Raw genomic sequence first — 26,666 nt, forward strand, 5'->3', positions numbered from 1 at the left:
TGTGTGGGCGCGGTCACCTCTCGCCCCCCCGCGGGCCCCCCCCCCCCCGGGGGGGGGGCGCGGGGGGGGGGGGGGGCGGGGGCCCCCCCGCCCGGGGGGGGGCCCGCCCGCGGCCACCGGTGTCGTACTGACGCTGGCCGTCGCCGCTCCCGCCCAGGCCGCGGGCTACCGGTACTGGTCGTTCTGGGAGAGCGACGGCGGTGGGAAGTGGACGTACGCGACGCAGGGCCCGGCGACCGCCCGGCCCGGTGACGGGGACGCGATCGGCTTCCGCTTCGCCCTCAGCAACGACACCAGCGACGCCTCCCGGCCCTCCGCCGCCCCCTCCTTCACGACGATCTGCGCCGGCGTCGAGGAGAAGGCGGACACCAAGCGGATCGCGGTCGTCGTCGACTTCGGCGGCCCCGAGGACGCCCCGCCCGGTGAGACCCCACCGGCCCAGCGGCTGAAGGTCGGCTGCGCGCAGGTCCGTGAGTCCGCGACGGGCGCGGAGGCGCTGGCCGCCGTGGTGAAGCCGCTGCGGTACGACAGCGCGGCCCTGCTCTGCGGGATCGCCGGGTATCCGGCGAAGGGCTGCGGCGAGCAGGTGTCGGAGACGCAGCCGTCGTCCCCTGCGGGGACGCCCACCGCGAATCCGACGCTGTCGGCCGTGCAGAAGACGGACGACGACGACGGCGGGGGTCCCTCCGCCGGGATCGTCGTGGGCGGGGCCGCCGTACTCGCGCTCGGTGGCGCCGCGGTCTGGAAGGCACGCCGCCGCGCATGATCCTTGCCCCCGAGGCGAACCGCTCCAACGCCTTGCACGCCGGCGCCTGGTGGCTCTGGGCGCTGGGGCTCGCGGTGGCCGCCTCCCGTACCACCAACCTGCTCCTCCTCGGCCTGATCGTCGCGATCGCGGGCTATGTCGTCGCGGCCCGCCGTACGGACGCCCCCTGGGCGCGCTCGTACGGCGCGTTCGTGAAGCTGGGCCTGTTCGTGGTGGCCCTGCGGGTGGTGTTCTCGATCGTGCTCGGATCGGCGATCCCGGGGACGTACGAGCTGTTCACGCTGCCCGAGGTGCCGATGCCGGACTGGGCGCAGGGCGTGCGGATCGGTGGCCTGGTGACGGCGGAGCAGGTCGTCTTCGCGGTGTACGACGGGGCGAAGCTGGCGACCCTGCTGATCTGCGTGGGCGCGGCGAACGCGCTCGCCAATCCGGCGCGGCTGCTCAAGTCGCTGCCGGGCGCGCTGTACGAGGCCGGGGTCGCCGTCGTCGTGGCGATGACCTTCGCGCCGAACATGGTCGCCGACGTGGTGCGGTTGCGGACGGCCCGGCGGCTGCGGGGGCGGCCGACGGGCGGGGTGCGGGCGGTGCTCCAGATCGGGCTGCCGGTGCTGGAGGGCGCGCTGGAGCGGTCGATCGCGGTGGCGGCCTCGATGGACGCGCGCGGATACGGGCGTACGGCGCAGGTGCCGGCGGCCGTGCGGCGGACGACGAACGTGCTGACGCTGGGCGGGCTGCTCGGGGTGTGCGCCGGTTCGTACGGTCTGCTGGCGGCGCAGGGCGCCGGGTACGGGCTGCCGCTGGTCGTCGCCGGTCTCGTCGCGGCCATGGCCGGGCTCCGGCTCGGCGGACGCCGGGCGGTACGGACCCGGTACCGGCCGGACCGGTGGGGGGTGCGGGCGTGGCTGGTCGCCGGTTCGGGGGTGGCGGTGGCGGCGCTGATGATCTGGGCGAACGTCTACGCGTACGAGGCGCTGCACCCCGGCGTCGTCCCGCTCGTGGCGCCGGAGCTACCGCTGTGGCCCGCCGTGTCGTTGCTGGTGGGCCTGGTGCCCGCGTTCGTGGCCCCCGTGCCGAAGGAGTCGTCGTGATCCGGTTCGAGAACGTCTCGGTGCGGTACGGGGACGCGCCGGAGCCCACGCTGCGGGATCTGGACCTGACGATCCCGGAGGGCGAGCTGGTCCTGCTGGTCGGCCCGTCGGGGGTCGGCAAGTCGACGCTGCTCGGCGCGGTGTCCGGGCTCGTCCCGCACTTCACGGGCGGGACGCTGACCGGCCGCGTCACGGTCGCGGGCCGGGACACCAGGACGCACCGGCCCCGCGAGCTGGCGGACGTGGTCGGCACGGTGGGGCAGGACCCGCTCGCGCACTTCGTCACGGACACGGTCGAGGACGAGCTGGCGTACGGGATGGAGTCCCTGGGCCTCGCGCCCGAGGTGATGCGGCGCCGGGTGGAGGAGACCCTGGACCTGCTGGGTCTCGCGGAGCTCCGCGACCGGCCGATCGCCACGCTCTCCGGCGGCCAGCAGCAGCGGGTGGCGATCGGCTCCGTGCTGACCCCGCACCCCAAGGTCCTGATCCTCGACGAGCCGACGTCCGCGCTGGACCCGGCGGCGGCGGAGGACGTCCTGGCGGTGCTCCAGCGCCTGGTGCACGACCTGGGCACGACGGTCCTGCTGGCGGAGCACCGGCTGGAGCGGGTGGTCCAGTACGCGGACCGGGTGCTCCTCCTTCCGGAGGGCGCCATGGGCCCACCGGCCGAGATCATGTCGATCTCACCGGTGCACCCGCCGGTGGTGGCACTGGGCCGCCTGGCGGGCTGGACGCCGCTGCCCTTGACGGTCCGCGACGCCCGCCGCACGGCGGGTGACCTGCGGTCCCGCCTGGAGGCCCGGCTCGCGGAGGCGCCCCCGTCGGAACCTCTCCCCCACCCCGCCCCTTCCCGTGACCGGGGGCTCCGTCCCCAGACCCCCGCCGGCCCCCCGCAGCCCGCGGCGGAGCCGCTCATGCGGGGCGGGCGAATCTCCAGGCTCTGGCGGCGCGGCACCGACGCCCACGCCCCCGTGTCCGACCAGCTCGTCGACGTCGACGCCCTCGGTGTCCGGCGCGGGCGCGTCGAGGCGCTGCGGCGGGTGGATCTGCGGGTCCGGGCCGGTGAGACCGTCGCGCTCATGGGGCGTAACGGCGCCGGCAAGTCCACCCTGCTCAACGCGCTCGTCGGCACCGTCACCCCCACCTCCGGCGCCGTCCTCGTCTCGGGCCGCGTCCCTCACCGGACCGACCCCCGCGAGCTGATCCGGCAGGTGGGGCTCGTACCGCAGGAGCCGCGCGATCTGCTGTACGCCGACACGGTCGCCGCCGAATGCTCCGCCGCCGACTCCGACGCGGGCGCCGCCCCCGGTACCTGTCGCGCCCTGGTCTCCGAGCTGCTGCCGGGCGTCGCGGACGACACCCACCCCCGCGACCTGTCCGAGGGCCAGCGCCTCGCGCTCGCCCTGGCCGTCGTGCTCACCGGACGCCCCCCGCTCCTGCTCCTCGACGAGCCGACCCGCGGTCTCGACTACGCGGCCAAGGCCCGTCTCGTCGCGCATCTGCGTGAGCTCGCCGCCGACGGCCACGCCATCGTGCTCGCCACGCACGACGTGGAGCTGGCCGCGGAGCTGGCGCACCGGGTGGTGATCCTGGCGGGCGGCGAGGTCGTCGCGGACGGTCCGACGGCCGAGGTCGTCGTCTCCTCCCCCGCCTTCTCCCCTCAGGTCGCCAAGATCCTCGCCCCGCAGCCGTGGCTCACGGTCGAGCAGGTCAGGGAGGCGCTGTGAGCGGCGGAGGACCCGTCCGGCTCGGTCCCCGTTCGGTCGCCGCGCTCGTCCTGGTCTCCCTGATCGGGCTGGTCGCCATCGGCTGGCCCCTCTTCGCGGACGCCTCCTCGGCCGTGACGACGCACGCCGCAGACGCCCCCTGGTTCTTCGCCGCCCTCCTTCCCCTGCTGATCGCGGTCGTGGTCGCCACGATCGCCGACTGCGGGATGGACGCGAAGGCGGTCGCGATGCTGGGCGTGCTGGCCGCCGTGGGCGCGGCGCTGCGCCCGCTCGGGGCGGGGACGGCGGGCCTGGAGCCGATGTTCTTCCTGATGGTGCTGAGTGGCCGGGTCCTCGGGCCGGGGTTCGGTTTCGTGCTCGGCGCGGTGACGATGTTCGCGTCCGCCCTGCTCACGGGCGGTGTGGGCCCATGGATGCCGGTCCAGATGCTGGCGATGGGCTGGTTCACGATGGGCTCGGGCCTGCTGCCGGGGGCGGAGAAGGTCCGGGGCCGGGGCGAGCTGCTGATGCTGTCGGCGTACGGCTTCCTGGCGGCGTTCGCGTACGGCACCGTCACCAATCTCTACGGCTGGGTCACCGTCGGCGGCCTGGGGACGGGGATCTCCTTCGTCCCAGGTGACCCGGTCCACGAGAACCTGGTCCGCTTCCTCGCGTACGTCCTCGCCACCTCCCTCGGCTGGGACCTCGGCCGGGCCGCTCTCACGGTGGTGCTCACGCTGACCATCGGCCGGACGCTCCTCAAGGCGCTTCGACGGGCCACGCGGCGGGCGAACTTCGAGGCCCAGGTCACATTCGAGGGCCCGGAAGGGCTCTCTCGGGGTGAGGCGCCCCACAGGACCTACGTCACGTACGAAGGGAAATAGGAGAGGGTTCAGACCCTCCCAAATCACACCATAGCCCGACGCGAGCTGCGAAAACGTCTGAGACTCCCCCCAGGGACGTTCGGCGCGGGTCCGAGTCCGCCTCGTACTGGGGGTCGTTGCGTCGCCGTTCCGGCCCTGGTTGTCTGGTGGACGTCGCCAGGCAGCAGCGCTCAGCGCAGCGCCTCGGACAGGCCGATTCCCCACAGGATCCGGGTTCCCCGGGCTCTGGTTCCGGCTTGCCGAAAACGCCCGGCGCACCCCATGTCCCCGACGTTAGGTCGCTTCGTGTTCCGCTCGCTCTCCACTCGTGTCTCCTCCCGCAAGAAGACCTTCGCCGTGTCCGCAGCCGTGCTGCTGGGCGCGTCGGGTGCGGTGCTCGGCACGACGTCCACGGCTTCGGCCGCGACTCCGCAGGAGATTGCGAAGAAGATCGTCCCGGCTTCGCAGTACCAGGCCTTCAGCAAGATCGTCTCTCACGAGTCCGGCTGGAACCCCTCCGCCACCAACTCGTCCAGCGGCGCCTACGGCCTGGTCCAGGCCCTCCCGGCCTCGAAGATGTCTTCGGCCGGCTCGGACTGGAAGACCAACCCGGCCACCCAGATCAAGTGGGGCCTCAACTACATGAACGAGCGCTACGGCTCCCCGAACGCCGCCTGGGCGTTCTGGCAGGCCAACGGCTGGTACTAAGAGTCACCCCCCGGCCACCGGCTGCCCGCATTCTCGCAAGGCCCCGCCCTCCTCACGGAGGGGCGGGGCCTGCGGCGTTTCTCGGGCGCCGGCCGACCCAGCGGCAGTGACGGCGGACGCCGGGGTCGCGGACACGGTCGGGGAGAGGAGGAAGCGCTACAGCCGCTGGATGATCGTGCCGGTGGCCAGCGCCCCGCCCGCACACATCGTGATGAGCGCGAACTCCTTGTCCGTACGTTCCAGCTCGTGCAGCGCGGTGGTGATCAGCCGCGCCCCGGTCGCGCCGACGGGGTGGCCGAGCGCGATGGCGCCGCCGTTGACGTTGACCTTGACCAGCCCGTCCAAGTCCCGGTCGAATTCCTGGGCCCAGCTGAGGACCACGGAGGCGAAGGCCTCGTTGATCTCGACGAGGTCGATGTCCTTGAGGGACATCCCGGCCTTGCCGAGGACGGCGCGGGTGGCGTCGATCGGCCCGTCCAGGTGGAAGTGCGGATCGGAGCCGACGAGGGCCTGGGCGACGATCCGGGCGCGTGGCCTGAGCTTCAGCGCACGGGCCATCCGCTTGGAGGCCCACATCAGCGCGCAGGCGCCGTCGGAGATCTGGGAGGAGTTGCCGGCGGTGTGGACGGCCGTCGGCATGACCGGCTTGAGCCGGGCGAGCGCCTCCATGCTGGTGTCGCGCAGCCCCTCGTCGCGGTCGACGAGCCGCCACATACCCTGCCCGGCGGCCTGCTCCTCCTCGGTCGTGGGGACCTGGACGGCGAAGGTCTCGCGCTTGAAGCGCTCCTCGGACCAGGCGTTCGCGGCCCGCTCCTGGGAGAGCAGGCCGAGCGAGTCGACCCGTTCGCGGGTGAGGCCGCGGTGCCGGGCGATGCGCTCGGCGGCCTCGAACTGGTTGGGCAGGTCGACGTTCCACTCGTCCGGCCAGGGCTTTCCGGGCCCGTGCTTGGAGCCCGAGCCCAGCGGGACGCGCGACATCGCCTCGACACCGCAGCTGATGCCGATGTCGATGACCCCCGAGGCGATCATGTTGGCGACCATGTGGCTCGCCTGCTGCGAGGAGCCGCACTGACAGTCGACGGTGGTGGCGGCCGTCTCGTAGGGAAGACCCATGGTGAGCCAGGCGTTGCGCGCCGGGTTCATGGACTGCTCGCCGGCGTGGGTGACGGTGCCGCCGACGATCTGCTCGACGCAGTCGGCGTGGATGCCGGTGCGTCCGAGGAGTTCGCGATAGGTCTCGCCCAGGAGATAGGCGGGGTGCAGATTGGCGAGCGCGCCTCCACGCTTGCCGATGGGGGTGCGTACTGCTTCGACGATGACGGGTTCCGCGGCCATGAGCTCGTCCTCTCCTCGCCCGGCGGGGTGTCCCGGCACTCCGCGACGGGGACGGTACGGGGAACTAGTACGCGTTCTAGTTCTGAGTGAAGTCTTATGACTGCTACCGCCGGTACGCAAGGGTTGTGCACGCACCCGCGTGCGCCGATTACCGGCAACAGTTCCCGTCGCATCCCTTGCGAGTTGTAGAACCCGTTACTACCTTGCGGTCAACTTCTGATGGACCGTCAGACATGCTGTCAGGCACGCGTGTCTCAGACATGGAGTGTGTTGCCGATGCCCTGCCCTCACCTCCCCGAAGGGTTCGACGCCACCGACCCCGATCTGCTCCAGAGCCGCATCCCCTTCCCGGAGTTCGCGCGGCTGCGACAGACCGCGCCCGTCTGGTGGTGCCCCCAGCCGCGCGGCATCACCGGCTTCGACGACGAGGGCTACTGGGCCGTCACCCGGCACGCGGACGTCAAGTACGTCTCCACCCACCCCGAGTTGTTCTCCTCCACCGAGAACACGGCCGTCATCCGCTTCAACGAGCACATCACCCGGGACCAGATCGAGGTCCAGAAGCTGATCATGCTCAACATGGACCCGCCCGAGCACACCCGGGTCCGCCAGATCGTCCAGCGCGGCTTCACCCCCCGCGCGATCCGCACCCTGGAGGCGGCGCTGCGCGAGCGCGCCCGGGCGATCGTGGAGGAGGCGAAGCGGAGCGCCGCGTCCGACGGCTCCTTCGACTTCGTCACCCAGGTCGCCGTCGAACTCCCGCTCCAGGCGATCGCCGAGCTCATCGGCGTACCCCAGGAGGACCGCGCCCGGATCTTCGACTGGTCGAACAAGATGGTCGCGTACGACGACCCCGAGTACGCCATCACCGAGGAGATCGGCGCCGAGGCCGCCATGGAACTCATCGGGTACTCGATGAACCTGGCCGCCGAGCGCAAGGAGTGTCCGGCCAAGGACATCGTGACCCAGCTCGTCGCCGCCGAGGGCCAGGGCAACCTCTCCTCGGACGAGTTCGGCTTCTTCGTGCTCCTGCTCGCGGTGGCCGGCAACGAGACCACCCGTAACGCCATCAGCCACGGCATGTACGCCTTCCTCACCCACCCCGAACAGTGGGAGCTCTACAAGCGGGAGCGGCCCGCGACCGCCGCCGAGGAGATCGTGCGCTGGGCGACCCCGGTGGTCTCCTTCCAGCGGACGGCCACCCAGGACACCGAGATCGGCGGCCAGAAGATCCGCAAGGGCGACCGGGTCGGACTCTTCTACTCCTCCGCCAACAACGACCCGGAGGTCTTCGGGAACCCCGAGGCCTTCGACATCACCCGCGACCCGAACCCGCACCTCGGCTTCGGCGGCGGAGGCCCGCACTTCTGCCTCGGCAAGTCGCTCGCCATCAACGAGATCGACCTGATCTTCAACGCGCTGGCGGACGTCCTGCCCGATCTGACACTCGCGGGCGAGCCGCGCCGGCTGCGCGCGGCCTGGCTCAACGGGATCAAGGAGTTGCAGGTCCGGGTCGGCTCCTGACAGACCGGAAGGCGGGAGCCCATCCCCCCTACGCCTGGGGCTCCCGCCTCCCGCCTCCCCCGCCTTCCGGCACCCTCGGCCTTCGGTACCCGGAACCGGAACCTCGCGCCCCGCGTCTGAACGCACATGCGGGGGACACAGAGAATTCTGGCCATGATCGTCGCGCTGCTCGCGCTCCAGCTCGGCTCACTGATCGCACCGGCCTATGCATGCGGCTGCGGGGCGATGATCCCCGACGCGAACCAGCGCATCGGCGTCGACCGGGAGACCTCGGCCGTGCGCTGGGACGGCCGTACGGAACAGATCGTCATGCGCTTCACCGTGCGCGGAAACGCCGAGCGGGCCGCCTGGATCATGCCGGTACCCGGCCGGGCCGACGTCACGCTCGGCGACCCTGAGCTCTTCGACGCGCTGGAGGACCTCACCCGCCCCGAGCGCAAGGACCGGTACTACTTCTGGCCGCGCGGCGGCGACTGGCCCTTCGACCTCAACACCTCGGACGGCGCCGGGGCCGCCCTGCCCGGGGAAAGCGCGGACGTCGGTGTCGTCGGGCGCGAACGGCTCGGTCCTTTCGACGTGGCCCGGCTGACCGCCACCGACCCGAAGGCGCTGAGCGGCTGGCTGGAGGAGAACGGCTTCGAGCTCTCCGACCGGCTCTCGACCGAACTGCGGCCGTACGTCGAGCGGAAGTGGGAGTACGTCGCGGTGCGCCTCGCGCCCGACGCCACCGGCACGGCGCTCATGGGTGATCTGACCCCGCTCAGGATCAGCTTCGCCAGCGACCGTCTCGTCTACCCGATGCGGCTCTCCCGCCTGGCGAAGACCCCGCAGTCCCTCGGCCTGTACGTCCTCGCCGACCACCGCATGGAGCCCCGCGACGACATCGGCGGAGACGCCCCCGAGGTGACGTTCGCGGGCGGGATCGAGGAGAAGGAGGGCGCGGTGGCCGCGCTCACCGGCGGACGCCCGGTCTATCTGACCGCCCTCGACCAGGAGTTCCCCGAACCGTCGCGGATCGACGGCGACCACGAACTGAGGACGGTCGCCGACACCCCGTACCGGGAGGTGATCTACACCGGCCGGCTGCTCACGGTCGGCGACGGGATCCCGGTCTGGCTCCTGACGGTCTCCGGCGTGCTGCTCGCGGCGGTCGGAACGGCCGTGGCGGTACGCGCCCGGCGCGGACGCCCTGCGGTACGTTCGGCCGCATGACCAACGACCAATGGGCTTCCGTAGACCGCTACTTCACCGACCTGCTCGCCCCGGCCGACGAGGCGCTCGCCGCCACGCTCGCCGACTCCACGGCCGCCGGGCTCCCTGAGATCGCCGTCGCCCCCAACCAGGGCAAGCTGCTGAACCTGCTCGTCGCGACGCGGGGCGCGCGCACGGTTCTGGAGATCGGCACGCTCGGCGGATACAGCACGATCTGGATGGCCAGGGCGCTGCCTGCCGACGGCCGGATGATCAGCCTGGAGTACAACCCGGCCCACGCGGACGTGGCCCGCGCCAACATCGCCCGCGCCGGCCTCGACTCGATCGTCGAGGTCCGGACGGGCGCGGCCCTGGACACCCTGCCGAAGCTGGAGGCGGAGGGCGCGGGCCCGTTCGACTTCGTCTTCATCGACGCCGACAAGGCGAACAACCCGCACTACGTGGAGTGGGCGCTGAGGCTCTCCCGTCCCGGCACGGTCATCGTCGTCGACAACGTGGTGCGCGGCGGCAAGGTGGCCGAGGAGAACCCGAACGACGCGGCGATCACCGGCACTCGCGCGATGTTCGAACTGATCTCGCGCGAGCCCCGGTTGGACGCGACGGCGTTCCAGACGGTGGGCGTGCGGGGGTACGACGGTCTGCTGATGGCCCGGGTCGTGGGTTAGACATCCCTTCCGGCCGCCCGCGTCATTCCCTGCCGGGAGCGGCAGGCGGCCGGAGGCGGGGTCAGTAGACCAGGTGGTGCACGCCGGCCGCAGCCGCCTCGTCGCCGTCCTCGAGGAGGCCCCTCGCGGCGATGAGGTAGCCCAGCTGGGCACGGCTGATGCTGCCGAGTCGGCGGGAGAGGCGGCTCGTGTGGTCGGCGACCGTGCGGCGGCTCATGCCGAGGTCCCGGGCGATCTTCTCCTCCGTGTAGCCGGCGACGAGCATCCGGGCGAGGGCGCGTTCGAGGTCGGATGCCACGAGTTTGGGGCGCCGGTCGCGCGTGAGGGTCGCCGGGATTCCACGCGCCCAGGCGTGATCGAAGATGTTGGACAGGAAGCGCACCACAGCGGGCTCCCGGATCTCCAGCGCCTCCTGCTCGTACGCGGAGCTGGTGGGGATGAAGGCGACGGTGCGGTCGCAGACGATGAGCCGATCGAACATCTCGTCCACGGTGCGGACCTCGCCACCCGCCTCCACGATCTGGCACATGTACTCGAACGTGGGCTGATGCATCCGTATCGCATGCTGGTAGAGCGTCCGCTGCCGCACCCCTCGGTCAATTAGCTCGATATTCCTCCGGAGCGAACTCTCCAGGAGTTCCGCGGGGCGGCTGCCGCCGGGCTGGGCGGTCATGAGTTCCGTTGTGCAATGGGCCACCGCCGTGTCGATCGCGTCGGAAATTACGCTGGCGCCGCGGAGCAGCGTAAAGCGGGGAGCGCGCGACTCGGTCGCCTCGCTGTACACCTTTCCGATCTCATCGAATATCGAGGTGAGTTCTTCCAGAAGGCGCGATTTGGCGACTATCTCCTCGCGGTACGGCTGGAGGGCACGGGAGGAGGCCACCGCGGCCGGTACCGGGGTGAACCGGCCTCCGTCGGCAGTCGGGGCGATCAGTCCGAGACGCAGGAGACAAGGGGTGACGTCCGGCGCATCCACCTCCCCTGAGACAACGGCGGTGTGGTATCTGGCCAGCCCCTCCTCGCACGGCCCCACCCCGTCACAGTCGTCCGATTCACATGTTTTTGACACTCTATGCCCCCCCGCGTAGTTGTGCACTGCGCAGTCATGTTAGATTACCCGGTTGCCCTACCTCTAGCCCGTTGTGCAAGCTTTCGATGCCGGAGCGCGAGGGCCGGGGGAATTCAGGATCAGGTAGGACAGAAACCTAATCCCAAAGAAACCGGAAAATGGTTTCCCAATTTCCCTGAGCATTCTTCCGAACCGGTTGTCGAGCACGGTTCTGAAACATTGGGTGAACACGAACCAACGGAGAATGCAATGAAGACGCGTGCGATGTCCCGACTCTGCCGGATGGGCGCCGGTACGGTTCTGCTCGCTGCAGCGCTGGTGACCGCGACGGTGCAGGCCGCACACCCTTCCGCCGACGAGACGACGCTGGTCGCGGACCACGGCTGGGGCCCGGTCGCCCCGCCGACGGTCAACCCGGTGAAGGCGACCGACGCCTGACGCGTCCGAGACACCGCGCCGACCCGGCACACCGGTCGACGCATCGCCTCGCTCCCCGATCCGGACGATGCACCGCGCGGCGGCCAGGGCCCTCCCGGCCGTCGCGGCCCGGAGCCGAAGAGGTCGCGGCTCGGCCCCGCCGGCTCGTCCGGTCGCGCCCTCCTCTCCGACCGGCTCGCGGCCGACCGCTGATCCGCTCACCGATCAGCCGCTGATCGACCGCTCGTCAGCCGTGTCGGCCGCCACCACACCGCGCCCTTGGTTCCACGCGCCCGGCCACGCCCTCCCGGCCCACCACACACCCCACCGCGGCCCTGCGTCCGCCCCACGCCTTCGACGCATGGTTCTCAGCCATGCCCAAGCGCCGTTCGCCCCCGTTCGACCCTGTTCGCCCCATACCCGTACCCCACGTAGCGAGAGTTGAGTGCAGTGGAAACCATTCTGATCGTCGGTGGACGCCCCGAGACCCTGGTCAAGGCCAAAGCGCTCGGCCTGCGTGTCGTCTTCCTCCAGCACCGCGACCGCATGATGCCGAGCTACGCAGAGACCGCGGACGCCCTGTTCATGATCGACTACACCGACTGGGAGATCACACGCCCGCTCGTCGACGCCATCCACGCCGTGTACAAGTTCACCAAGGTGATCTCCCTGGGTGAACAGGCGATGGAGACCGTCGGCCGCATCAACGACCGGTTCGGCCTGGGTGGCACCCCGGAAGCCGTGTCCACGCTCTACAAGGACAAGCTGCTGATGCGCCAGCACCTGGCGGAACAGGGCATCGCGAGCGTGTCGGCCGCCGAGGTCTCCAGCGCCACCGACATCGAGGAGTTCGGCAGGCTGCACGGCTACCCGGTCGTGCTCAAGCCCATCGACAACACCGCCAGCCGCGGTGTCGTCATCATCGAGCGGGCGGAGGACGTCACCCCGGTATGGGCCGAAGCGGTCGGTCTGCGCGGGCGCGAGGACCTCGTGCTGGGCCAGTTCTTCCCTGTCGACCGCTACCTGGTCGAGGAGTACCTGGACGGCCCCGAGTACAGCGTGGAGTCCTTCTCCTTCGACGGTCTGCACTCCATCGTCGCCATCACCGAGAAGTACACCATCGGCGTGGTCGAGTCGGCGCACGCGCTGCCGGCCCGGCTCACTCCCGAGATGGACGCCGAGGTCGCCGACTACGTCCGGTCCTTCCACACCGCCATGGGCCTGCGCGACGGCGTCGCCCACACCGAGATCAAGATCACCTCGAAGGGCCCGCGCGTCATCGAGTCCCACGACCGGCTGTGCGGCGAGCGCATCCTCGACCTGGTGATCAACGCGTACGAGATCGACCTGGAGCAGTACGCCTGCGCCGCGCCCTTCGGACTGATGCCGGTCCTCCCCGAGCGCCCGGTCGCCGCCCGTGCCGCCGCCACCACCTTCTTCCGTGCCGAGCCCGGCGTGGTGACCGGATACAAGGGCACCGAGGAGGTGCTGGAGGACCCCGACCTCATCGAGCTCGACTTCTTCGTGAAGCCCGGCGACCGCGTGGTCGAGGTCGTCGACAACTTCGACCGCAGCGGCCAGGTGATCGTCACCGGCCCCGACACCGCGACCGCGGCCGCGACCGCCGACCGGCTGGCCGCCCTGATCACCGTCGAGACCCTCCCGGAGCCGCGCCCGTGAGCTCCCACCTGGTCTTCGTCGAGAGCAACATGAGCGGCTCGGGCTTCGAGGCGCTGGCCGCCGCCAAGCGGCTGGGCCACCGGGTCTCCTTCCTCACCTGCGACCTGTCGTACTACCTCGACGGCGTCGGCGAGAGCCTCGACACCGCCCTCATCGACCGCGTCGCGCAGTGCGACACCGACGACGTCGAGGCCGTCCTGGCCGCCGTCCACGAGGTGGGCCGTGACCACCCGGTCGACGCGATCCTGACGATGAGCGAATGGCACGTCGCGGTGACGGCCACGGCCGCACAACGGCTGGGCCTCGCCGGATCCGAACCCGACGCGGTCGCCGCGGCACGCGACAAGTCCCGCACCCGCAGGCTCTGTCGGGCCGCGGGCGTGCCGAGCCCGTCGTTCCGCCGGGTCGAGCGCGGCGACACCCTTGACGACGCCGACATCCCCGTGCCGTGCATCGTCAAGCCGGTCGACGAACTCCTCAGCATCGGCGTCAAACTGTGCCGGAGCACCGCCGAGGCCCGAGCCCACGTGCGCCACCTGCTGGAGGAGCGCACCCAGATCGGCTACCGAGGCCGGCCGCGCACCCCGGCCGTGCTGATCGAGGAGTACCTCGACGGACCGGAGTACAGCGTGGAGACCCTCACCTACGAGGGCACCACCTCTGTCCTGTCCGTCACCCGCAAGCTGCTTTCGCCCCCGCCGGCCTTCGTGGAGACCGGGCATGCCGTCCCGGCCCCGCTGGACCCGGACGTACGGGAGGCATGCGAGCAGGTCGCCCGAGCCGCGCTGGCGGCGATCGGCTACACCTTCGGCTCGGCCCACATCGAGCTGCGGGTCACCGCGGCCGGGCCCAAGCTGATCGAGGTCAACTGCCGCCCTGGCGGAGACCGCATCACCCGGCTCGTCACCCTGGCCACCGGCACCGACATGGTCGCCGAGCAGATCGGCATGCACCTCGGCCGCCGCCCCGAACCGGCGGACCACACCGACCAGGGCGCCGCCATCGTCTTCCTGCCCAGCACCACCGGGCGCGTCGACGAGATCACCGGCGCCGCGCAGGCCCGCGCACAGGAGGGCGTCGTCGACGTCCAGCTGTACGTCGAGCTCGGCACGGAGACCGGCACTCACGGCGACAACACCGACCGGTTCGGGCACGTCATCGCGGTCGGGCCGACCAGTGCGGCCGCTCTGGAGCGTGCCGAGGCCGCCGCCGCGTCCATCTCCTTCACCGTCGCCGCCCCCGCGGACACGTTCTCCGCCTGAAGCGCCCGGCACCGAACAGGAAATACCCATGACTCCCACGTTCGTCATGCTCGAAATGCTCAACCCGATGCTCCAGGTGGCCCGCGCGGCCAAGGCCCGGGGCCTGCAGATCGTCGTGATCAACAGCACCCCGCTGCAGACCGAGGGCCCGTACGCCGTTCCCGAGGGCTTCGTCGACGAGTTCATCGCCATCGACTCCTGGGCCGATCCACTCCAGATCGAGAAGGTCCTGCTGGACGTCCACGACCGCCACGAGGTGGTCGGAACCTACGCGGGGTTCGAGCCCGTCCTGCCGTACGACGCGATGCTGCGCGAGATGGCCGGTCTGCCCAGCTCCGGGGCCGACAACCTGCGCGCCCTCCTCGACAAGAACCAGGTCCGCGACCGGCTGCGCGAGCACGGTCTGACCACCCTCGGCTCGGCCACCCTGGAGGATGCCCTCACCTGGGAGAGCTGGCCCTATGCCGGCCGGGCCGTCCTCAAGCCCGCCAACGGCACCGGCAGCGCCCTGTGCTTCATCGTCAAGGACCTCGACGAGCTGAAGGCGGCCGTCGCCGACTTCGACCAGGTCGCCATCGCCAACCCGCTGATGCGCGAGTACATCGAGAACACCCGGGGTTACGTGCTGGAGGAGGAGGCCCAGGGCGAGCTGCTGTCGGTGGAATCCCTGGTCTGCCGAGGCGAGGTCCACCCGATCGGCCTGATGGGCCGATACGTCCTGGCCAAGGACCCGGTCGTGGAGATGGGCTTCCAGTTTCCGTACCACCACCCGCGGATCGCCGAGATCTTCGAACTGGCCAAGGAGATCCACCGGGTGATGGGCTTCCACAACGGCCCCACCCAGATCGAGATGATGGTGCCGGACCACGGCCCCATCGAACTGATCGACTTCAACCCCCGGCTCGCCGGCACCGCCTCGATGGTGCTGTTCGGTGAGGCGTACGGACTCGAGTACGCCGAACTCCTGGCCGCCCTCGGCATGGGCGAGGAGATCGACTTCGGCTTCATCGGGAACACCGTCCGCTACGGCTCCGAGATGATCCTGCTGCCGCCGCCCGGGCTGACCCGCTTCGAGTCCGTCGAGTTCCCGGAACCGACCTTCTGCCAACGCCGCCCCCGCAAGCCCGGCGACGAGCTCTCCGGCCGCGCCGACCAGCTCGACGGCATCGGCATGTTCGCCATCACCGCGGCCACCGCCGCCGAGCTGCACACCGCCGCCCTGCGGGCGCGCCGCGAGACCAGGGTCAACGGCGAACCCCTCGGCGACAACGAGAACAACGTGCTCGCCGCCTCCCCCTACATCGGCCAGGACCTCGCATGACCACTTCTGGAGCGACCACCGTGAAGACCGCCGTCATCCTGTCCGCCCGCGGCATGCCGATGTTCCGCCCCGACCTGATCGAGGACCCGGCCGCCAAGCGGCTCGTCCTGATCGTCTCCGAACCCGAGTGGGCGGCCACCCCCGAGAAGGTGAAGGGCTACTTCGACCAGGTGTACGTCGAACCCTGCGCGTACGAGGACCCGTCGGCCCTGATCAACTCGGCCGTCGAGCCGGCCGCCGCCCGCAGGGCGCTGAAGGAGATCACCGCGGCGGCCGAAGCCGGCACCGTCACGCTGCACTGTTACGACGAGCTGTTCATGATGTTCGCGGCCGAACTGCGGGCCGAGTTCGGGCTCGGCGGGCCGCTCCCGTCCGACATGCTCCCCTACCGCGACAAGTGCGTGATGAAGGACCGGCTGGTCGGCTCCGGGGTGCGCTTCCCGCGCTTCCGCCGCTTCGACCAGGAGCGGTTCGAGCGGGACAGGACCGGCTACTTCACCTGGATCGTGGCCGAGGTCGGGCTGCCGTTCGTCCTCAAGCCGGTCGACTCGGCCGGCAGCGAGGGCGTCCGGCAGATCAACTCGCTCGCCGACTTCAACGCGCTGCCCGAATCCTTCGAGGGCGGCTCGTGCGAGGTCGAGGAGTTCGTCACCGGCACCATGTACAGCGTCAACCTGGTGACGGAGGGCGGCCGGACCGTCTTCGCCGGCGTGACCGAGTACCTGGTCAACACGCTCGAAGTGGTCCAGGGCCGGGTCAACGCCGACATCAACCTGAGGGACGACGACCCCCGCGTCCCCCGCATGGTCGCCTTCGCCGAGAAGGCCCTGAACACCCTCGGCCGACTGGACGGATCCACCCACCTGGAGCTGTTCCTCACCCCCCGCGACGAGATGGTCTTCCTGGAGGTCGGCGCCCGCTTCAAGGGGCTGGCCGGGCTCGCAGCGATGCAGCGCAACTACGCCGCCGCGATCGTCAACATGACCCTCCAGGCCGAGTCCGGGATCGCCAGCCGCCCCTACCCGGACCCGCCGGAGTACTGCTTCGACGCCGTGATCCCCAAGCGTGCCGGGTTGGTCGAGAAGCTCAACGAGCCGGAGATCCAGAGCCCGTTCGAGATCACGTGGAAGGTCCGGGAGGGCGAGGAGCTCGCGTCCACCGACTCGCTGTTCACCGCCGGCGGCACCTTCCTGGTCTGGAACCAGGACTTCGACGTCCTCTACCGCGACTTCTACGCCCTCGCCGACTACCGGCCGATCACCTACCGCTCGCAGGAAGAGAAGGAATCCGCGTGACCACAGCCCTGACCGCACCTGGCCAGGACGTGCACCAACGCCCGTCCTCCACGAGGGAACACCTCACCGCGGACACCACCCGCGCCGTGCTGCGCATCCAGCAGCGCATCCTCGCGTCGACCCGCGAGCTGCTGACCGGCGACGGCTTCGACGAACTGCTGCCGCCCGTCATCGGCCCTGTCACCGACCCCGGCGCCCGCGGCGCCAAGCAGGTCGACATCGACTTCTACGGCCACCGCTGGAAGCTGATGACCAGCGGCATCCTCTACAAGCAGGCATCCCTGCTCACCTTCGACAAGATCTTCAACGTGGCGCCCAATGTGCGCTTGGAGCCGCTGGAGACCGCCACCACCCACCGCCACCTGGTGGAGTTCCACCAGATCGACGTCGAGATCGCCGGTGCCGGCCGTGAGGAGGCCATGGCGGTCGCCGAGAAGGTCGTCTCCGGCGCGGCCGCGGCCGTGCTGGAGCACCTGCCCGCCGAACTCGAACTCCTGGGCCGGGACACCGACGCCCTGCGCCGCACCGCCGAAGGAGCCTTCGACCGGATCGGCCACGACGAGGCCGCCACCGCGCTGCACCGGCTCGGCCACCCCCAGGACGACCACGCCGAGCTCGACTGGGTCGGCGAAGAACTGCTCTCCCGCCATGCGGACCGGGGCTTCTTCGTCCTCGACTACCCCAAGGGTTCGCGTGGCTTCTACGACCGGGAGGACCCCGAACGGCCCGGCGTGCTCCGCAACTTCGACCTGGTGCTCCCCGAGGGATTCGGCGAGGTCATCAGTGGCAGCGAGCGCGAGTCCGACTACGTGCAGCTGCTCACCCGGATCCGAGAGACCGGCGAGAATCCGGCGAAGTACAAGTGGTACCTCGACCTCGCCCGCGAAGGGCTGCCCGCCAGCGCCGGCTTCGGCATCGGCCTGGAGCGGCTGACGCGCTACATCGCCGGTCTGGACGCCGTCTGGCAGGCCACCGCCTTCCCGAAGCTGCCCGGGGTGGTCTCCCCGTGACCGGTGTGTGCGCACCCGGCTACGCCGAAGAACAGATCCGGGCCCGGGCCCGCACGGGCGGGGCGGCCGTGTTCCCCGACCGGGCGGACTACGGCAGCGTGCTGTTCGGCGCGGGCGGCGGCGCACTCGGAGGGGCGGGCGGCGTGCCCGGCGTCCACGACGAGCTCGACGCCCTGCGGCTCGTGCCGCCGGTCTTCGTTCCGCACCGGCTGGAGCGGATGCTGGAGCTCGGCGAGGAACCCCTGCCCCAGCACGTGGAACTGGAGTGCGAGTTCGGTGGCTTCCGGGCGCCGCTCCCGGTGTACGTGAGCGCCTTCGGCTCCACGCAAGTGGCCGCCTCCGACCTGGGGGTCGCGGTCGGCCGGCAGGCCGGCAGGCTCGGCATCCCGATGGTCATCGGCGAGAACGTGGTGCCGGTCACCGGGTACGGGCGGCTGGACGGCGACGACGCGAGGGGCTCGCTGCTGTCCCGCATCGCCTCCTACCAGGAGGCGGGCGGCTCGGCCGGCGGAGTGGTCGTCCAGCAGTCCACCCAGGACGCCGACGCCGAGGTGTGGAATCTGGTCTACAGCGACCCGACCGCCTCCCGGCTACTCGAGGAGGGCCGGCTGGCCTTCGAGCTGAAGGTCGGCCAGGGCGCCAAGCCAGGGCTGGGAGGACTCACCGTACTCCGCCGGGAGGCGGCCGCCCGGCTGTCCGACCAGTACCGGACCGGGGAGATCTACGGACCGGAGGCCGACGCCGTGCTGCGCTACGGCACACCCGGCACGTTCACCGAGGAGATCCTGCGTCAGCAGATCCGGCTGATGCGCAACAACTACCCGCGCGCCCGCGTGTGGGTGAAGCTGCCGCCCGGCCGTGACGTGACTCTGGCCGCCGAGGTCGCCTGGGAGGCGGGCGCGGACGCGGTCACCGTCGACGGGGCCGAGGGCGGCAGCGGCTGGGCGCCGTCCGCCTTCTTCGACCACGTGGGCCTGCCGCTCGGCGAGTGCCTGTCCCGGATCCCGGCCCGGGACCGCAGCCTCCTCGCCTCCGGACGGATCTGGGAGGGCGCCCGGGCCGCCAAGTGCCTGGCGCTCGGCGCCACCGCCGTCGGCCTGGGCCGAGCGGCCCTGCTGGCCGCCGACGAGGACCCGGAGGACGGCTTGGTCCGCCTGGTGGACGCGCTCCGGCTGGAACTGCGGCTGCTCATCAGCGCCCTCGGCAAGTACCGGCCGCGTGACCTGTCGACGGACGACGTCTGGCTGCCGCAGCCGATGTCCCTCCGCCCTCACTTCACATCCCTTCACGACGCATCCGAACCACTGACATCAGGAGTTGGGAAATGACCTCCCTCACGACCGATCAGTCCGCGACCGCGGAGCAGGTGACCGCGGACTCGCTGGACACGCTCCTCGAGGAGCACCTGCGGCGGCACTTCTCCACCGCCGACCGCGAGGAGCTGCGCGAGCAGTTCCGCAACCAACACCTGGTCCCGCTGCGCGGCTTCCTGTCCCCGCAACTGCTGGAGGCCATGCGCGCCGAGGCGTTCGGGATCATGGACGGCCACGGTGTGCAGCGCGACCTCGTGCTGGAGATCACCGACGGCACGCCGCGCCACATGCGGACCGTGGGCCAGCCGGTCATCAAGGAGCACGGGCCGCTGATCCACAACTTCTACTTCTCGCCCGGCACCAAGGACTTCATGTCCGAGATCGTCGGTGAGGAGGTGTTCACCTGCCCCTACGCCGGCGAGCACTACGTGCTGAGCAGGATGGACCGGTCCGGCGACACCCACGGCTGGCACTGGGACGACTACACGTACGGCTTCATCCTCGTCCTGGAGGCCCCCGAGTACCGCGACGGCGGCTTCGTCCAGGGCGTGCCGCACACGTCCTGGGACAAGGAGAACCCCGACGTGTACGGGGCGCTGCTGAAGAGCCAGGTGCACTCGTACCACATGAGCGCGGGTGACGCGTACATCGTCAAGACGGACACCACGATGCACCGCGTGCACCCGATCCGCGGCGAGGCCCGCCGCACGATCGTGAACATGACGTGGGTCTCGGCCGAGGACCTCACCGTGGCCCGCACCCACGAGACCAACGACATCCTCTTCGGCGGGGCCGGCGCGGACCCCGTCTCCCAGAAGTGAGCGCGGCGAGAAGGGCGACGCAGGACATGACGACGCAGACGCAGGATCGGACGATCACCCCACGCGAGACCATGAGGGGTTTGCCGGCCTTCTTCCAGCCCTACCTGACCTGGGTGACCGGAACCCCGCTGGAGGGGGGCAAGCAGCTGATCAGCTGGAGCCCCAACAAGGCGGGGGTGCTGGGCATGGTCCAGATCGCCGGCGGCATCGCCCTGGGCGCGTGGACCCTGCACCCGTTCACCGCCTGGTCCGTTCCCCTGTTGGTGCTGGCGACGCTGCTGACCACCGGTGGAATGCGCCGCCTGGACGTGGTGATCGTCCACCAGACCCTGCACCGGATGTTCGCCAAGTCCCACACCGTCAACCGGGTGGTCGGCGAGCTGATCACGACGGTGTTCTGGCGCAGCCCGTACGACGAGAACCGGCGCGAGCACCTGCTCCACCACCAGTTCCCGTGCTCGATGAAGGACGCCGACACCCGGTACCTGCTGAGCACCGGTATGCGGCCGGGCATGTCGCGCAGCGAGTACCGGCGCTACCTGTGGGGCACGCTGTTCTCGCCCAAGCACCACTGGAACTTCTCCTCGGGCCGTATCGTGTCCAACTTCTCCGGCCCGATACCCCGTTACCGTCTGGTCATGTCGCTGGTGTGGCTCGCCGCGACCATCGCCTTCGTGGCGCTGACCGGGTGGTGGATGGAGTACCTGGTGCTGTGGATCCTGCCGCTGTCGGTGTGCTTCCAGGGCGCGACCTTCCTCTACACCCACACCGAGCACCGCTGGTGGATCTTCTCCAACGCGGAGAAGCTCACCAAGAAGGAGCGGGACCATCTGACCTTCGGCCGCATGTGCGGCGAGCCGGTTCCCGGCCCGGAGATCAGCGGTGCGGCCAGGCGTGCCGCTGCCTGGACCACCTGGTGGTTCCGGATCCTCGTCGTCCACTCCTCGTACCGGATGTTCGTCCTGGTCGGCGACACCGTGCAGCACGACCTGCACCACATCCACCCCAACTGCGACTGGGCGAACTCCGCCTACGTCCGCAGCCACGACATCGCCGACGGCTCCGACCGCTACAGCGACGTGTGGGGCTCGCTGGTGGACCACCTGCACGAGGCCGGCATGGTCGGCCAGTCGCTCGACCAGCTGCAGACCCCCGAGCGGATGAGTGACAAACGATGAGTCGAGCAAAGGAGCACGACACCATGGGGGAGCGCCGAGTCCTGGTGGTGGACGGCACCGGCCGGGGCCACGCCATCTGCGAGCTGTTCACCCGCACCGACCCCGACGTCGTCGTGTACTACGGCCCCGGCTGCGATGTCGTCGAGCACGACCGGATCATCCCGGTGGGCGAGCTGATGCTCACCAACCCGCGGCCTGCTCTGGAGTTCCTGGCGCGGCACCCGGTCGACTTCGTCTTCGTCTCCAACATCGACGCCCTGTCCTGCGGCTATGTCGAGGTCCTGCGCGCCTTCGGACACCGGGTGATCGGCCCGGACTCCACCGCCGCCGAGCTGGAGTCCAGCAAGGAGCGCGGCAAGCGCTTCTGCCTGGACCACGGCCTCCCGACCGCCGCGTACCAGTCCTTCACCGACCCCGGGGAGGCCAAGGAGTACATCCGCTCGCTGTCCTACGCCTGCGTGGTCAAGATCGACGTGCTGACCCCCGACGGGGACGGCGCGGTGGTCTGCGACACCGCGGAGGAGGCGACGGCCGCGGTGGACGCCTTCGCCCGGATGTACGGCGACGCGTTCAAGGTCGTGGTCGAGCAGCGGCTGACCGGGCAGGAGCTGTCGGTGTTCGCGCTGGTCGACGGAGAGAGCGCGCTGCTCTTCCCGACCGCGATGGACTTCAAGCGCACCCTGGAGCAGGACGCCGGCGGCAACTGCGACGGCATGGGCTCCATCGCGCCCCACCCTGCCGACAGCGAGGCGCTGCGGCAGGAGATCCGCACGGTGTTGCTGGAGCCCCTGATGCGGGGAATCGCCGCCGACGGGCTGGACTTCACCGGGTTCATCTACCTCGGAGTGATGATCACCGATTCCGGGCTGCGGGTCATCGAGATCAACGCCCGGTTCGGGGACTCCGAGGCCGAGGTGGTCCTGCCCGGCGTGCGGAGCTCCTTCACCGTGCTGTGCGAGGCCGTACTGGAGCGGCGGCTGCACCTGGAGGAGTTGACGTCCGACGGCCTCGCCCGCTGCTCGGTGGCGCTCACCCAGGGCTGCCTGGACGAGAACGACCCGCATGCGCTGCCCGGCTGGCCGTTCGGGGCGTTCGCAACCGGCCAGGAAGTCCACGGCCTGGCCGAGGTGGACCACGCCGAAGCCGACGTCTTCTACGCCAATCTGCGCCGGGACGGCGCCGGCCGGCCCGTGACCTCGGGCGGCCGGGTGCTCCACGTGGTGGGCCGTGGCGCCACGGCGGGCGAGGCCCGGCTGGCCGCCTACCGGCAGTTGGCCCACGTCTCCTTCCGCGGCCTGCGCTACCGGGACGACATCGGGGCCGAACCCGCCGTCGTCGTCCCCCACTGAACCCTGTCACGAGCCCTGGAACCCCAGGCAATAAGGCGGTATCACCAAATGACGGCAACGACAGTAACGACGCCAAGGGCACCCGGAACGCCGGCCTCGGCGACGGTGGAGATGCACGAGTCGCGCGTCCGGTCCTACGCACACGCCTTCCCGGGCGTCTTCACCTCGGCCAAGAACGAGCTGCTGTACTCCGAGGACGGGACCGAGTACCTCGACTTCCTCTCCGGAGCCGGCACCCTCAACTACGGGCACAACCCGGAGCCGGTCAAGCAGCGGCTGATCGACTACCTGAAGGACGACGGCCTCACCCACGGCCTCGACCTGGTCACCACTGCCAAGGCGGGCTTCATCGACGCCTTCACCCGGCACGTCCTCGCCCCCCGGGGCCTCGACCACCGGATCCAGTTCACCAGCCCCTCCGGCACCAACGCGGTCGAGGCGGCCCTCAAACTGGCCCGGCTGGCCACCGGTCGCGTCCCGGTGGTGGCCTTCAGCGGCGGCTTCCACGGCGTGAGCACCGGCGCGCTCGCGGCGACCGGCTCCGCGCACTACAAGCAGGGCCTCTACGCGACCCTGCCCCACACCGTCCACCTGCCCTACCCGGACTCCCCGCTCGGCGAGTTCGACTCCCTGGACCTTCTCCGGCGGCTGGTGGAGGACCCCTCCTCGGGCATCGAGAAGCCGGCAGCCGTGCTGATCGAGACGGTGCAGGGCGAGGGCGGCGTCTACATCGCTCCGGTGGAGTTCCTGCGCGGGCTGCGGGAGTTCTGCGACCGGCACGGCATCCTGCTGATCGTCGACGACATCCAGGCCGGCTGCGGGCGTACCGGCGCGTTCTTCTCCTTCGAGCGGGCGGGCATCGTCCCGGACATCGTGACCCTCTCCAAGTCGATCGGCGGGTACGGCCTGCCCATGTCCGTCGTGCTGATCAAGCCCGAATACGACATCTGGCTGCCCGGTCAGCACAACGGGACGTTCCGCGGCAACCAACTCGCCTTCATCGCCGCCGAGTCGGTCATCCGGCACTACTGGGCGGACGGTACGGACGGCGCGTTCGTCCAGGAGGTCCGGGCCAAGGGCCGGTCCGCCGAGGAGTTCCTCACCACCGCCCTCACCAGCCGCCACCCGGTCGCCCTGCGCGGTCTGGGCCTGATGCTGGGCCTGGACTTCTCCCGGGCCGGGGACGTCTCGGCCGCCAAGGTGTCCCGGCTCTGCTTCGACGCGGGGCTGATCGTGGAGACCTGCGGGCGCGCCGACGAGGTCCTGAAGATCCTTCCGCCGCTGACCGTCACCGAGGAGAACCTGCGGCGCGGTCTCGAGACCATCGTGTGGGCGGTGGACCGCCTCGGCACGGACCGCGCGGCGGCCGTGGTGGCACGTGAGAAGGCGGTCGCGGTATGAGCCACGATCCGTGGACCGAGATGTCCGACGAAGAGCACCGGGTCCTCGGATTCCGGGCGGCCGAACCACACGAGGCGCTCGCGCACTTCACCGGCCGGCTGCGGTTCGAGACCGACCCGTACGACGTGAACGCGGACGTCGTGGCCGGGCTGAGCGGGTTCATCGTCCTGGACGTGCGCCGACGGCCCGCCTATGACGCCGAGCGCATCGACGGTGCGGTGCACTTCTCGCACCATGACATGACCCCGCAGAGCCTCGCCGCGCTCGACCCCGCCCTCGTCTACATCACCTACGGCTGGGGACCCGGGTGCAACGGGGGAACCCGGGGGGCCGCCAAGTTGTCGGCGGCGGGGCTGCGGGCCAAGGAGATGATCGGCGGCCTGGAGTACTGGAAGCGCGGCGGCTATCCGACGACCGGAGCCGGGGGCGGGGCCGAGGCCGGTACCCCTGCCGGTCGCGGGACCGGCACCGGTTCCGAGACCGGCAGCGGTGCCGCCGCCCGCCCGGCCGGCCGCAACGGCTGCTGCATCTGACCCCGGCCCGACGTCCGCTGCCGCCGCCCCACCGACCCCCTGGTGTGGCGGCGGCAGCGGGCTGTCCGGTACCCCCTTCGCCGGACACGGACCTCTGCCGGCTTCGCGAGAGGAACAGCACACCATGAGGGCGCAGCTCTCCCCGACAGGCCGACGCATCCTGCTGTCCACGGTCTCCTCGGACTCCCACACCTGGAACCTCGTCTTTCTTCAGCTCCTGCTCGAGGAGCTCGGCCACGAGGTCGTCAATCTCGGCCCCTGCGTGCCCGACGAGTTGCTCATCGAGACCGCGGCGGCCGAACGGCCGGACGCGATCGTCATCAGCTCGGTCAACGGCCACGGCCACCTCGACGGCGTCCGGCTGATCCGGGCCGTGCGCGCCGACCCGCGGATCGGCGGGATTCCCGCCATGATCGGCGGCAAACTGGGCGTCCAGGGCAGCGAAGACACCTCTTATGTACGGGAACTCACGGAGGCCGGATTCGACGCCGTCTTCGTGGAGGGCGCCCCCGAGGCCGCCCTGCACGCCTTCCTCGGTGTCCTGCCCGCCTCAACTCCGGCCCGTGACCTGGCCGTCGGGACTTCCTGATGAACAAACCGGTTATCCTGGGCGGCAGCCCTGCCGCCGCCACGCACGACTCCCACGACCTCGGCGCGTACGTCCGCCGGTTCGCCGACACCGCCCTGGTCGTCCAACCACGCATGGGCATGTCCGACCCGGAGGAGATGGCCGCCGGGCTGCGCGCGGTGGCCGGCGCCCGGGCCCGTACCGTCGCCACCCTCACCATCGACGCCTACACCCGCGTCGGCGACGAAGCAGGCGCCCGGGCCGCACTCGCCCGTCAGGGCCGGCTCAACGGCTACCCCATCACCGTCCACGGCCCCGAGCTGACCGCAGCCCTCGCCGCCGCGGCCGGCGACCGCCCCGTCCAGGTACGGCACGGCTCGGCCAGTCCGGGCGCCATCTTTCGTACCCTGGTCGGCGCCGGACTCTCCGCCAGCGAGGGCGGTCCGGTCTCGTACTGCCTGCCCTATGGACGCACGCCGCTGGCCGAGTCGGTGGCGCACTGGCGGGATGCCACCCGACAACTGGCGGACGAGTGCGCGGCACTCGGCCGCCGGGCACACCTGGAGAGCTTCGGCGGTTGCCTGTTGGGACAGCTGTGCCCGCCCTCGCTGCTCATCGCCGTCAGCCTGTTGGAGTGCCTGTTCTTCGTTCAGCACGGCATCCGCAGCGTCTCGCTCAGCTACGCGCAGCAGACACACCCGGTGCAGGACCTCGAGGCGCTCGCGGCACTGCGCCGACTGGCCGACACCTACCTGCCGGAGCATGTCGACAGGCACCTGGTGCTCTACACGTACATGGGTGTCTTCCCCGCCACCCGGGCCGGTGCCGAGCTGCTGACGGACCGCAGCGCCGAGCTGGCCGCGCGGGCCGGGGTGGAGCGCCTGATCGTAAAGACTCCCGCGGAGGCCCACCGGCTGCCCACGGTGTCGGAGAACGTACGCTCGCTGCGCCGTGCCTCCGAGGCCGCCGCCCGCGCGCGCACCGCCCACGATCTGCCGTGGGCGCACCAAACGGACTACGGCGGGGTGCTCGCCGAAGCGACCGCGATGATCGAGGCGGTGCTGGAACTCTCCGACGACATCGGGAGCGCGCTGCTGCTCGCCTTCCGCCGGGGCCTGCTGGACGTCCCGTTCTGCCTGCACCGCGACAACCGGGCCGCGACCCGCAGCGCCATCGATGCCGACGGGCGGCTGGTGTGGGCCGATCAGGGGGCGCTGCCGTTGCCCCACCGGGCACGTACCGCCGAGCGGCGCGTCACCGCCGCCCGGCTGCTGACCATGCTCCGGCACACCGCCGAGCAGTACGACGCGTGGGGGGCCGCCGGCAGCGGGCCGCAGGGAGCCGCCCTGCCCGGTCCGCAGAACGCGCTGCCGACGGCGTCCTGACCGTCCGTCCGCGCGGGAAGCCGACGGACGGATCCGGGCGGCGGACGTCCCCGTACGGCAGGCGCCTCATCCGCGCGACGAGCGTCTCCGTGCGACAAGGGGGCGGGGGCCGCCCCCCCGGGGGGGGGCCCCCCCCCCCCCGCGCCCGCCCCCCCACCCCCCCCCCGGGGGGGGGCGGGCGGGGGGGCGGCCCGCCC

Annotated in this window: 24 protein-coding genes; 22 read left to right on the plus strand and 2 right to left on the minus strand. The window is 70.9% G+C overall.

Annotated features, from left to right (window positions below):
- Position 1: 1 nt before the first annotated feature.
- The 5 genes from ACFVZW_RS31470 to ACFVZW_RS31490 all read left to right on the plus strand — a co-directional run bounded on the left by ACFVZW_RS31470 (position 2) and on the right by ACFVZW_RS31490 (position 5,131).
- The gene (locus tag ACFVZW_RS31470; RefSeq protein ID WP_384528498.1) at positions 2-766 is read left to right on the plus strand and encodes an SCO2322 family protein; all 765 of its coding nucleotides are present in this window, start codon (positions 2-4) and stop codon (positions 764-766) included.
- The gene (locus tag ACFVZW_RS31475; protein ID WP_384528501.1) at positions 763-1,854 is read left to right on the plus strand and encodes an energy-coupling factor transporter transmembrane component T; all 1,092 of its coding nucleotides are present in this window, start codon (positions 763-765) and stop codon (positions 1,852-1,854) included. Before ACFVZW_RS31470 ends, ACFVZW_RS31475 begins: the two co-directional genes overlap by 4 nt.
- A complete protein-coding gene (locus ACFVZW_RS31480; protein WP_384528504.1) occupies positions 1,851-3,581 on the plus strand; it encodes an ATP-binding cassette domain-containing protein in 1,731 nt (576 codons plus the stop codon). Before ACFVZW_RS31475 ends, ACFVZW_RS31480 begins: the two co-directional genes overlap by 4 nt.
- Complete coding sequence (locus ACFVZW_RS31485; protein WP_384528507.1) at positions 3,545-4,444, plus strand: ECF transporter S component; 900 nt, start codon at positions 3,545-3,547, stop codon at positions 4,442-4,444. The genes ACFVZW_RS31480 and ACFVZW_RS31485 overlap by 37 nt, the downstream gene beginning before the upstream one ends.
- A gap of 285 nt (positions 4,445-4,729) precedes the next feature.
- Positions 4,730-5,131, plus strand: coding sequence for a transglycosylase SLT domain-containing protein (locus ACFVZW_RS31490; RefSeq protein WP_384528510.1), 402 nt, complete (start codon positions 4,730-4,732; stop codon positions 5,129-5,131).
- Between the two features lie 156 nt (positions 5,132-5,287).
- Here the strand turns inward: ACFVZW_RS31490 and ACFVZW_RS31495 are convergent, their stop codons facing one another.
- Entirely contained in the window at positions 5,288-6,466 is a 1,179-nt protein-coding gene (locus ACFVZW_RS31495; RefSeq protein ID WP_384528513.1) for a steroid 3-ketoacyl-CoA thiolase, read from the minus strand.
- 276 nt (positions 6,467-6,742) lie between these two features.
- Between ACFVZW_RS31495 and ACFVZW_RS31500 the strand changes: the two genes are divergently transcribed.
- From ACFVZW_RS31500 to ACFVZW_RS31510, 3 genes are all read left to right on the plus strand, one after another.
- Entirely contained in the window at positions 6,743-7,990 is a 1,248-nt protein-coding gene (locus ACFVZW_RS31500) for a cytochrome P450 (RefSeq protein ID WP_384528516.1), read from the plus strand.
- A gap of 153 nt (positions 7,991-8,143) precedes the next feature.
- Positions 8,144-9,202, plus strand: coding sequence for a DUF2330 domain-containing protein (locus tag ACFVZW_RS31505; RefSeq protein ID WP_384528519.1), 1,059 nt, complete (start codon positions 8,144-8,146; stop codon positions 9,200-9,202).
- Positions 9,199-9,867, plus strand: coding sequence for an O-methyltransferase (locus ACFVZW_RS31510; protein ID WP_384528522.1), 669 nt, complete (start codon positions 9,199-9,201; stop codon positions 9,865-9,867). Before ACFVZW_RS31505 ends, ACFVZW_RS31510 begins: the two co-directional genes overlap by 4 nt.
- 61 nt (positions 9,868-9,928) lie before the next feature.
- Here ACFVZW_RS31510 and ACFVZW_RS31515 read toward each other — a convergent pair whose 3' ends face one another.
- Positions 9,929-10,540 (minus strand): LuxR C-terminal-related transcriptional regulator, encoded by a 612-nt coding sequence (locus ACFVZW_RS31515; RefSeq protein ID WP_384528525.1) that lies wholly within the window; start codon positions 10,538-10,540, stop codon positions 9,929-9,931.
- A 645-nt stretch (positions 10,541-11,185) separates the two neighbouring features.
- Here ACFVZW_RS31515 and ACFVZW_RS31520 point away from each other — a divergent pair.
- From ACFVZW_RS31520 to ACFVZW_RS31585, 14 genes are all read left to right on the plus strand, one after another.
- The gene (locus tag ACFVZW_RS31520) at positions 11,186-11,374 is read left to right on the plus strand and encodes a hypothetical protein (protein WP_384528527.1); all 189 of its coding nucleotides are present in this window, start codon (positions 11,186-11,188) and stop codon (positions 11,372-11,374) included.
- 429 nt (positions 11,375-11,803) lie between these two features.
- Complete coding sequence (locus ACFVZW_RS31525; RefSeq protein WP_384528530.1) at positions 11,804-13,033, plus strand: ATP-grasp domain-containing protein; 1,230 nt, start codon at positions 11,804-11,806, stop codon at positions 13,031-13,033.
- Entirely contained in the window at positions 13,030-14,295 is a 1,266-nt protein-coding gene (locus ACFVZW_RS31530; protein ID WP_384528532.1) for an ATP-grasp domain-containing protein, read from the plus strand. The genes ACFVZW_RS31525 and ACFVZW_RS31530 overlap by 4 nt, the downstream gene beginning before the upstream one ends.
- Before the next feature lie 28 nt (positions 14,296-14,323).
- A complete protein-coding gene (locus ACFVZW_RS31535) occupies positions 14,324-15,616 on the plus strand; it encodes an acetyl-CoA carboxylase biotin carboxylase subunit family protein (protein WP_384528534.1) in 1,293 nt (430 codons plus the stop codon).
- Positions 15,613-16,911, plus strand: a complete 1,299-nt coding sequence (locus ACFVZW_RS31540) for an acetyl-CoA carboxylase biotin carboxylase subunit family protein (protein WP_384528537.1) — start codon at positions 15,613-15,615, stop codon at positions 16,909-16,911. The genes ACFVZW_RS31535 and ACFVZW_RS31540 overlap by 4 nt, the downstream gene beginning before the upstream one ends.
- Positions 16,908-17,921: an asparagine synthetase A gene (locus tag ACFVZW_RS31545; RefSeq protein ID WP_384528540.1), complete on the plus strand. Its 1,014-nt coding sequence runs from the start codon at positions 16,908-16,910 to the stop codon at positions 17,919-17,921. Before ACFVZW_RS31540 ends, ACFVZW_RS31545 begins: the two co-directional genes overlap by 4 nt.
- Complete coding sequence (locus ACFVZW_RS31550; protein WP_384528542.1) at positions 17,918-19,249, plus strand: glutamate synthase-related protein; 1,332 nt, start codon at positions 17,918-17,920, stop codon at positions 19,247-19,249. The genes ACFVZW_RS31545 and ACFVZW_RS31550 overlap by 4 nt, the downstream gene beginning before the upstream one ends.
- Positions 19,246-20,055, plus strand: a complete 810-nt coding sequence (locus ACFVZW_RS31555) for a hypothetical protein (protein WP_384528545.1) — start codon at positions 19,246-19,248, stop codon at positions 20,053-20,055. Before ACFVZW_RS31550 ends, ACFVZW_RS31555 begins: the two co-directional genes overlap by 4 nt.
- Positions 20,056-20,081: 26 nt before the next feature.
- Positions 20,082-21,233: a fatty acid desaturase gene (locus ACFVZW_RS31560; protein WP_384528548.1), complete on the plus strand. Its 1,152-nt coding sequence runs from the start codon at positions 20,082-20,084 to the stop codon at positions 21,231-21,233.
- Between the two features lie 23 nt (positions 21,234-21,256).
- Positions 21,257-22,582, plus strand: a complete 1,326-nt coding sequence (purD, locus tag ACFVZW_RS31565; RefSeq protein WP_384528551.1) for a phosphoribosylamine--glycine ligase — start codon at positions 21,257-21,259, stop codon at positions 22,580-22,582.
- Positions 22,583-22,693: 111 nt separating this feature from the next.
- Positions 22,694-23,983: a diaminobutyrate--2-oxoglutarate transaminase gene (locus ACFVZW_RS31570; protein ID WP_384528554.1), complete on the plus strand. Its 1,290-nt coding sequence runs from the start codon at positions 22,694-22,696 to the stop codon at positions 23,981-23,983.
- The gene (locus ACFVZW_RS31575; RefSeq protein WP_384528557.1) at positions 23,980-24,516 is read left to right on the plus strand and encodes a rhodanese-like domain-containing protein; all 537 of its coding nucleotides are present in this window, start codon (positions 23,980-23,982) and stop codon (positions 24,514-24,516) included. The genes ACFVZW_RS31570 and ACFVZW_RS31575 overlap by 4 nt, the downstream gene beginning before the upstream one ends.
- A gap of 124 nt (positions 24,517-24,640) precedes the next feature.
- The gene (locus tag ACFVZW_RS31580) at positions 24,641-25,105 is read left to right on the plus strand and encodes a cobalamin B12-binding domain-containing protein (protein ID WP_384528560.1); all 465 of its coding nucleotides are present in this window, start codon (positions 24,641-24,643) and stop codon (positions 25,103-25,105) included.
- Positions 25,105-26,469, plus strand: a complete 1,365-nt coding sequence (locus tag ACFVZW_RS31585) for a methylaspartate mutase (RefSeq protein WP_384528563.1) — start codon at positions 25,105-25,107, stop codon at positions 26,467-26,469. Before ACFVZW_RS31580 ends, ACFVZW_RS31585 begins: the two co-directional genes overlap by 1 nt.
- Positions 26,470-26,666 lie beyond the last annotated feature (197 nt).

The organism is Streptomyces sp. NPDC059567 (genome assembly GCF_042735655.1).
Classification (GTDB): domain Bacteria; phylum Actinomycetota; class Actinomycetes; order Streptomycetales; family Streptomycetaceae; genus Streptomyces.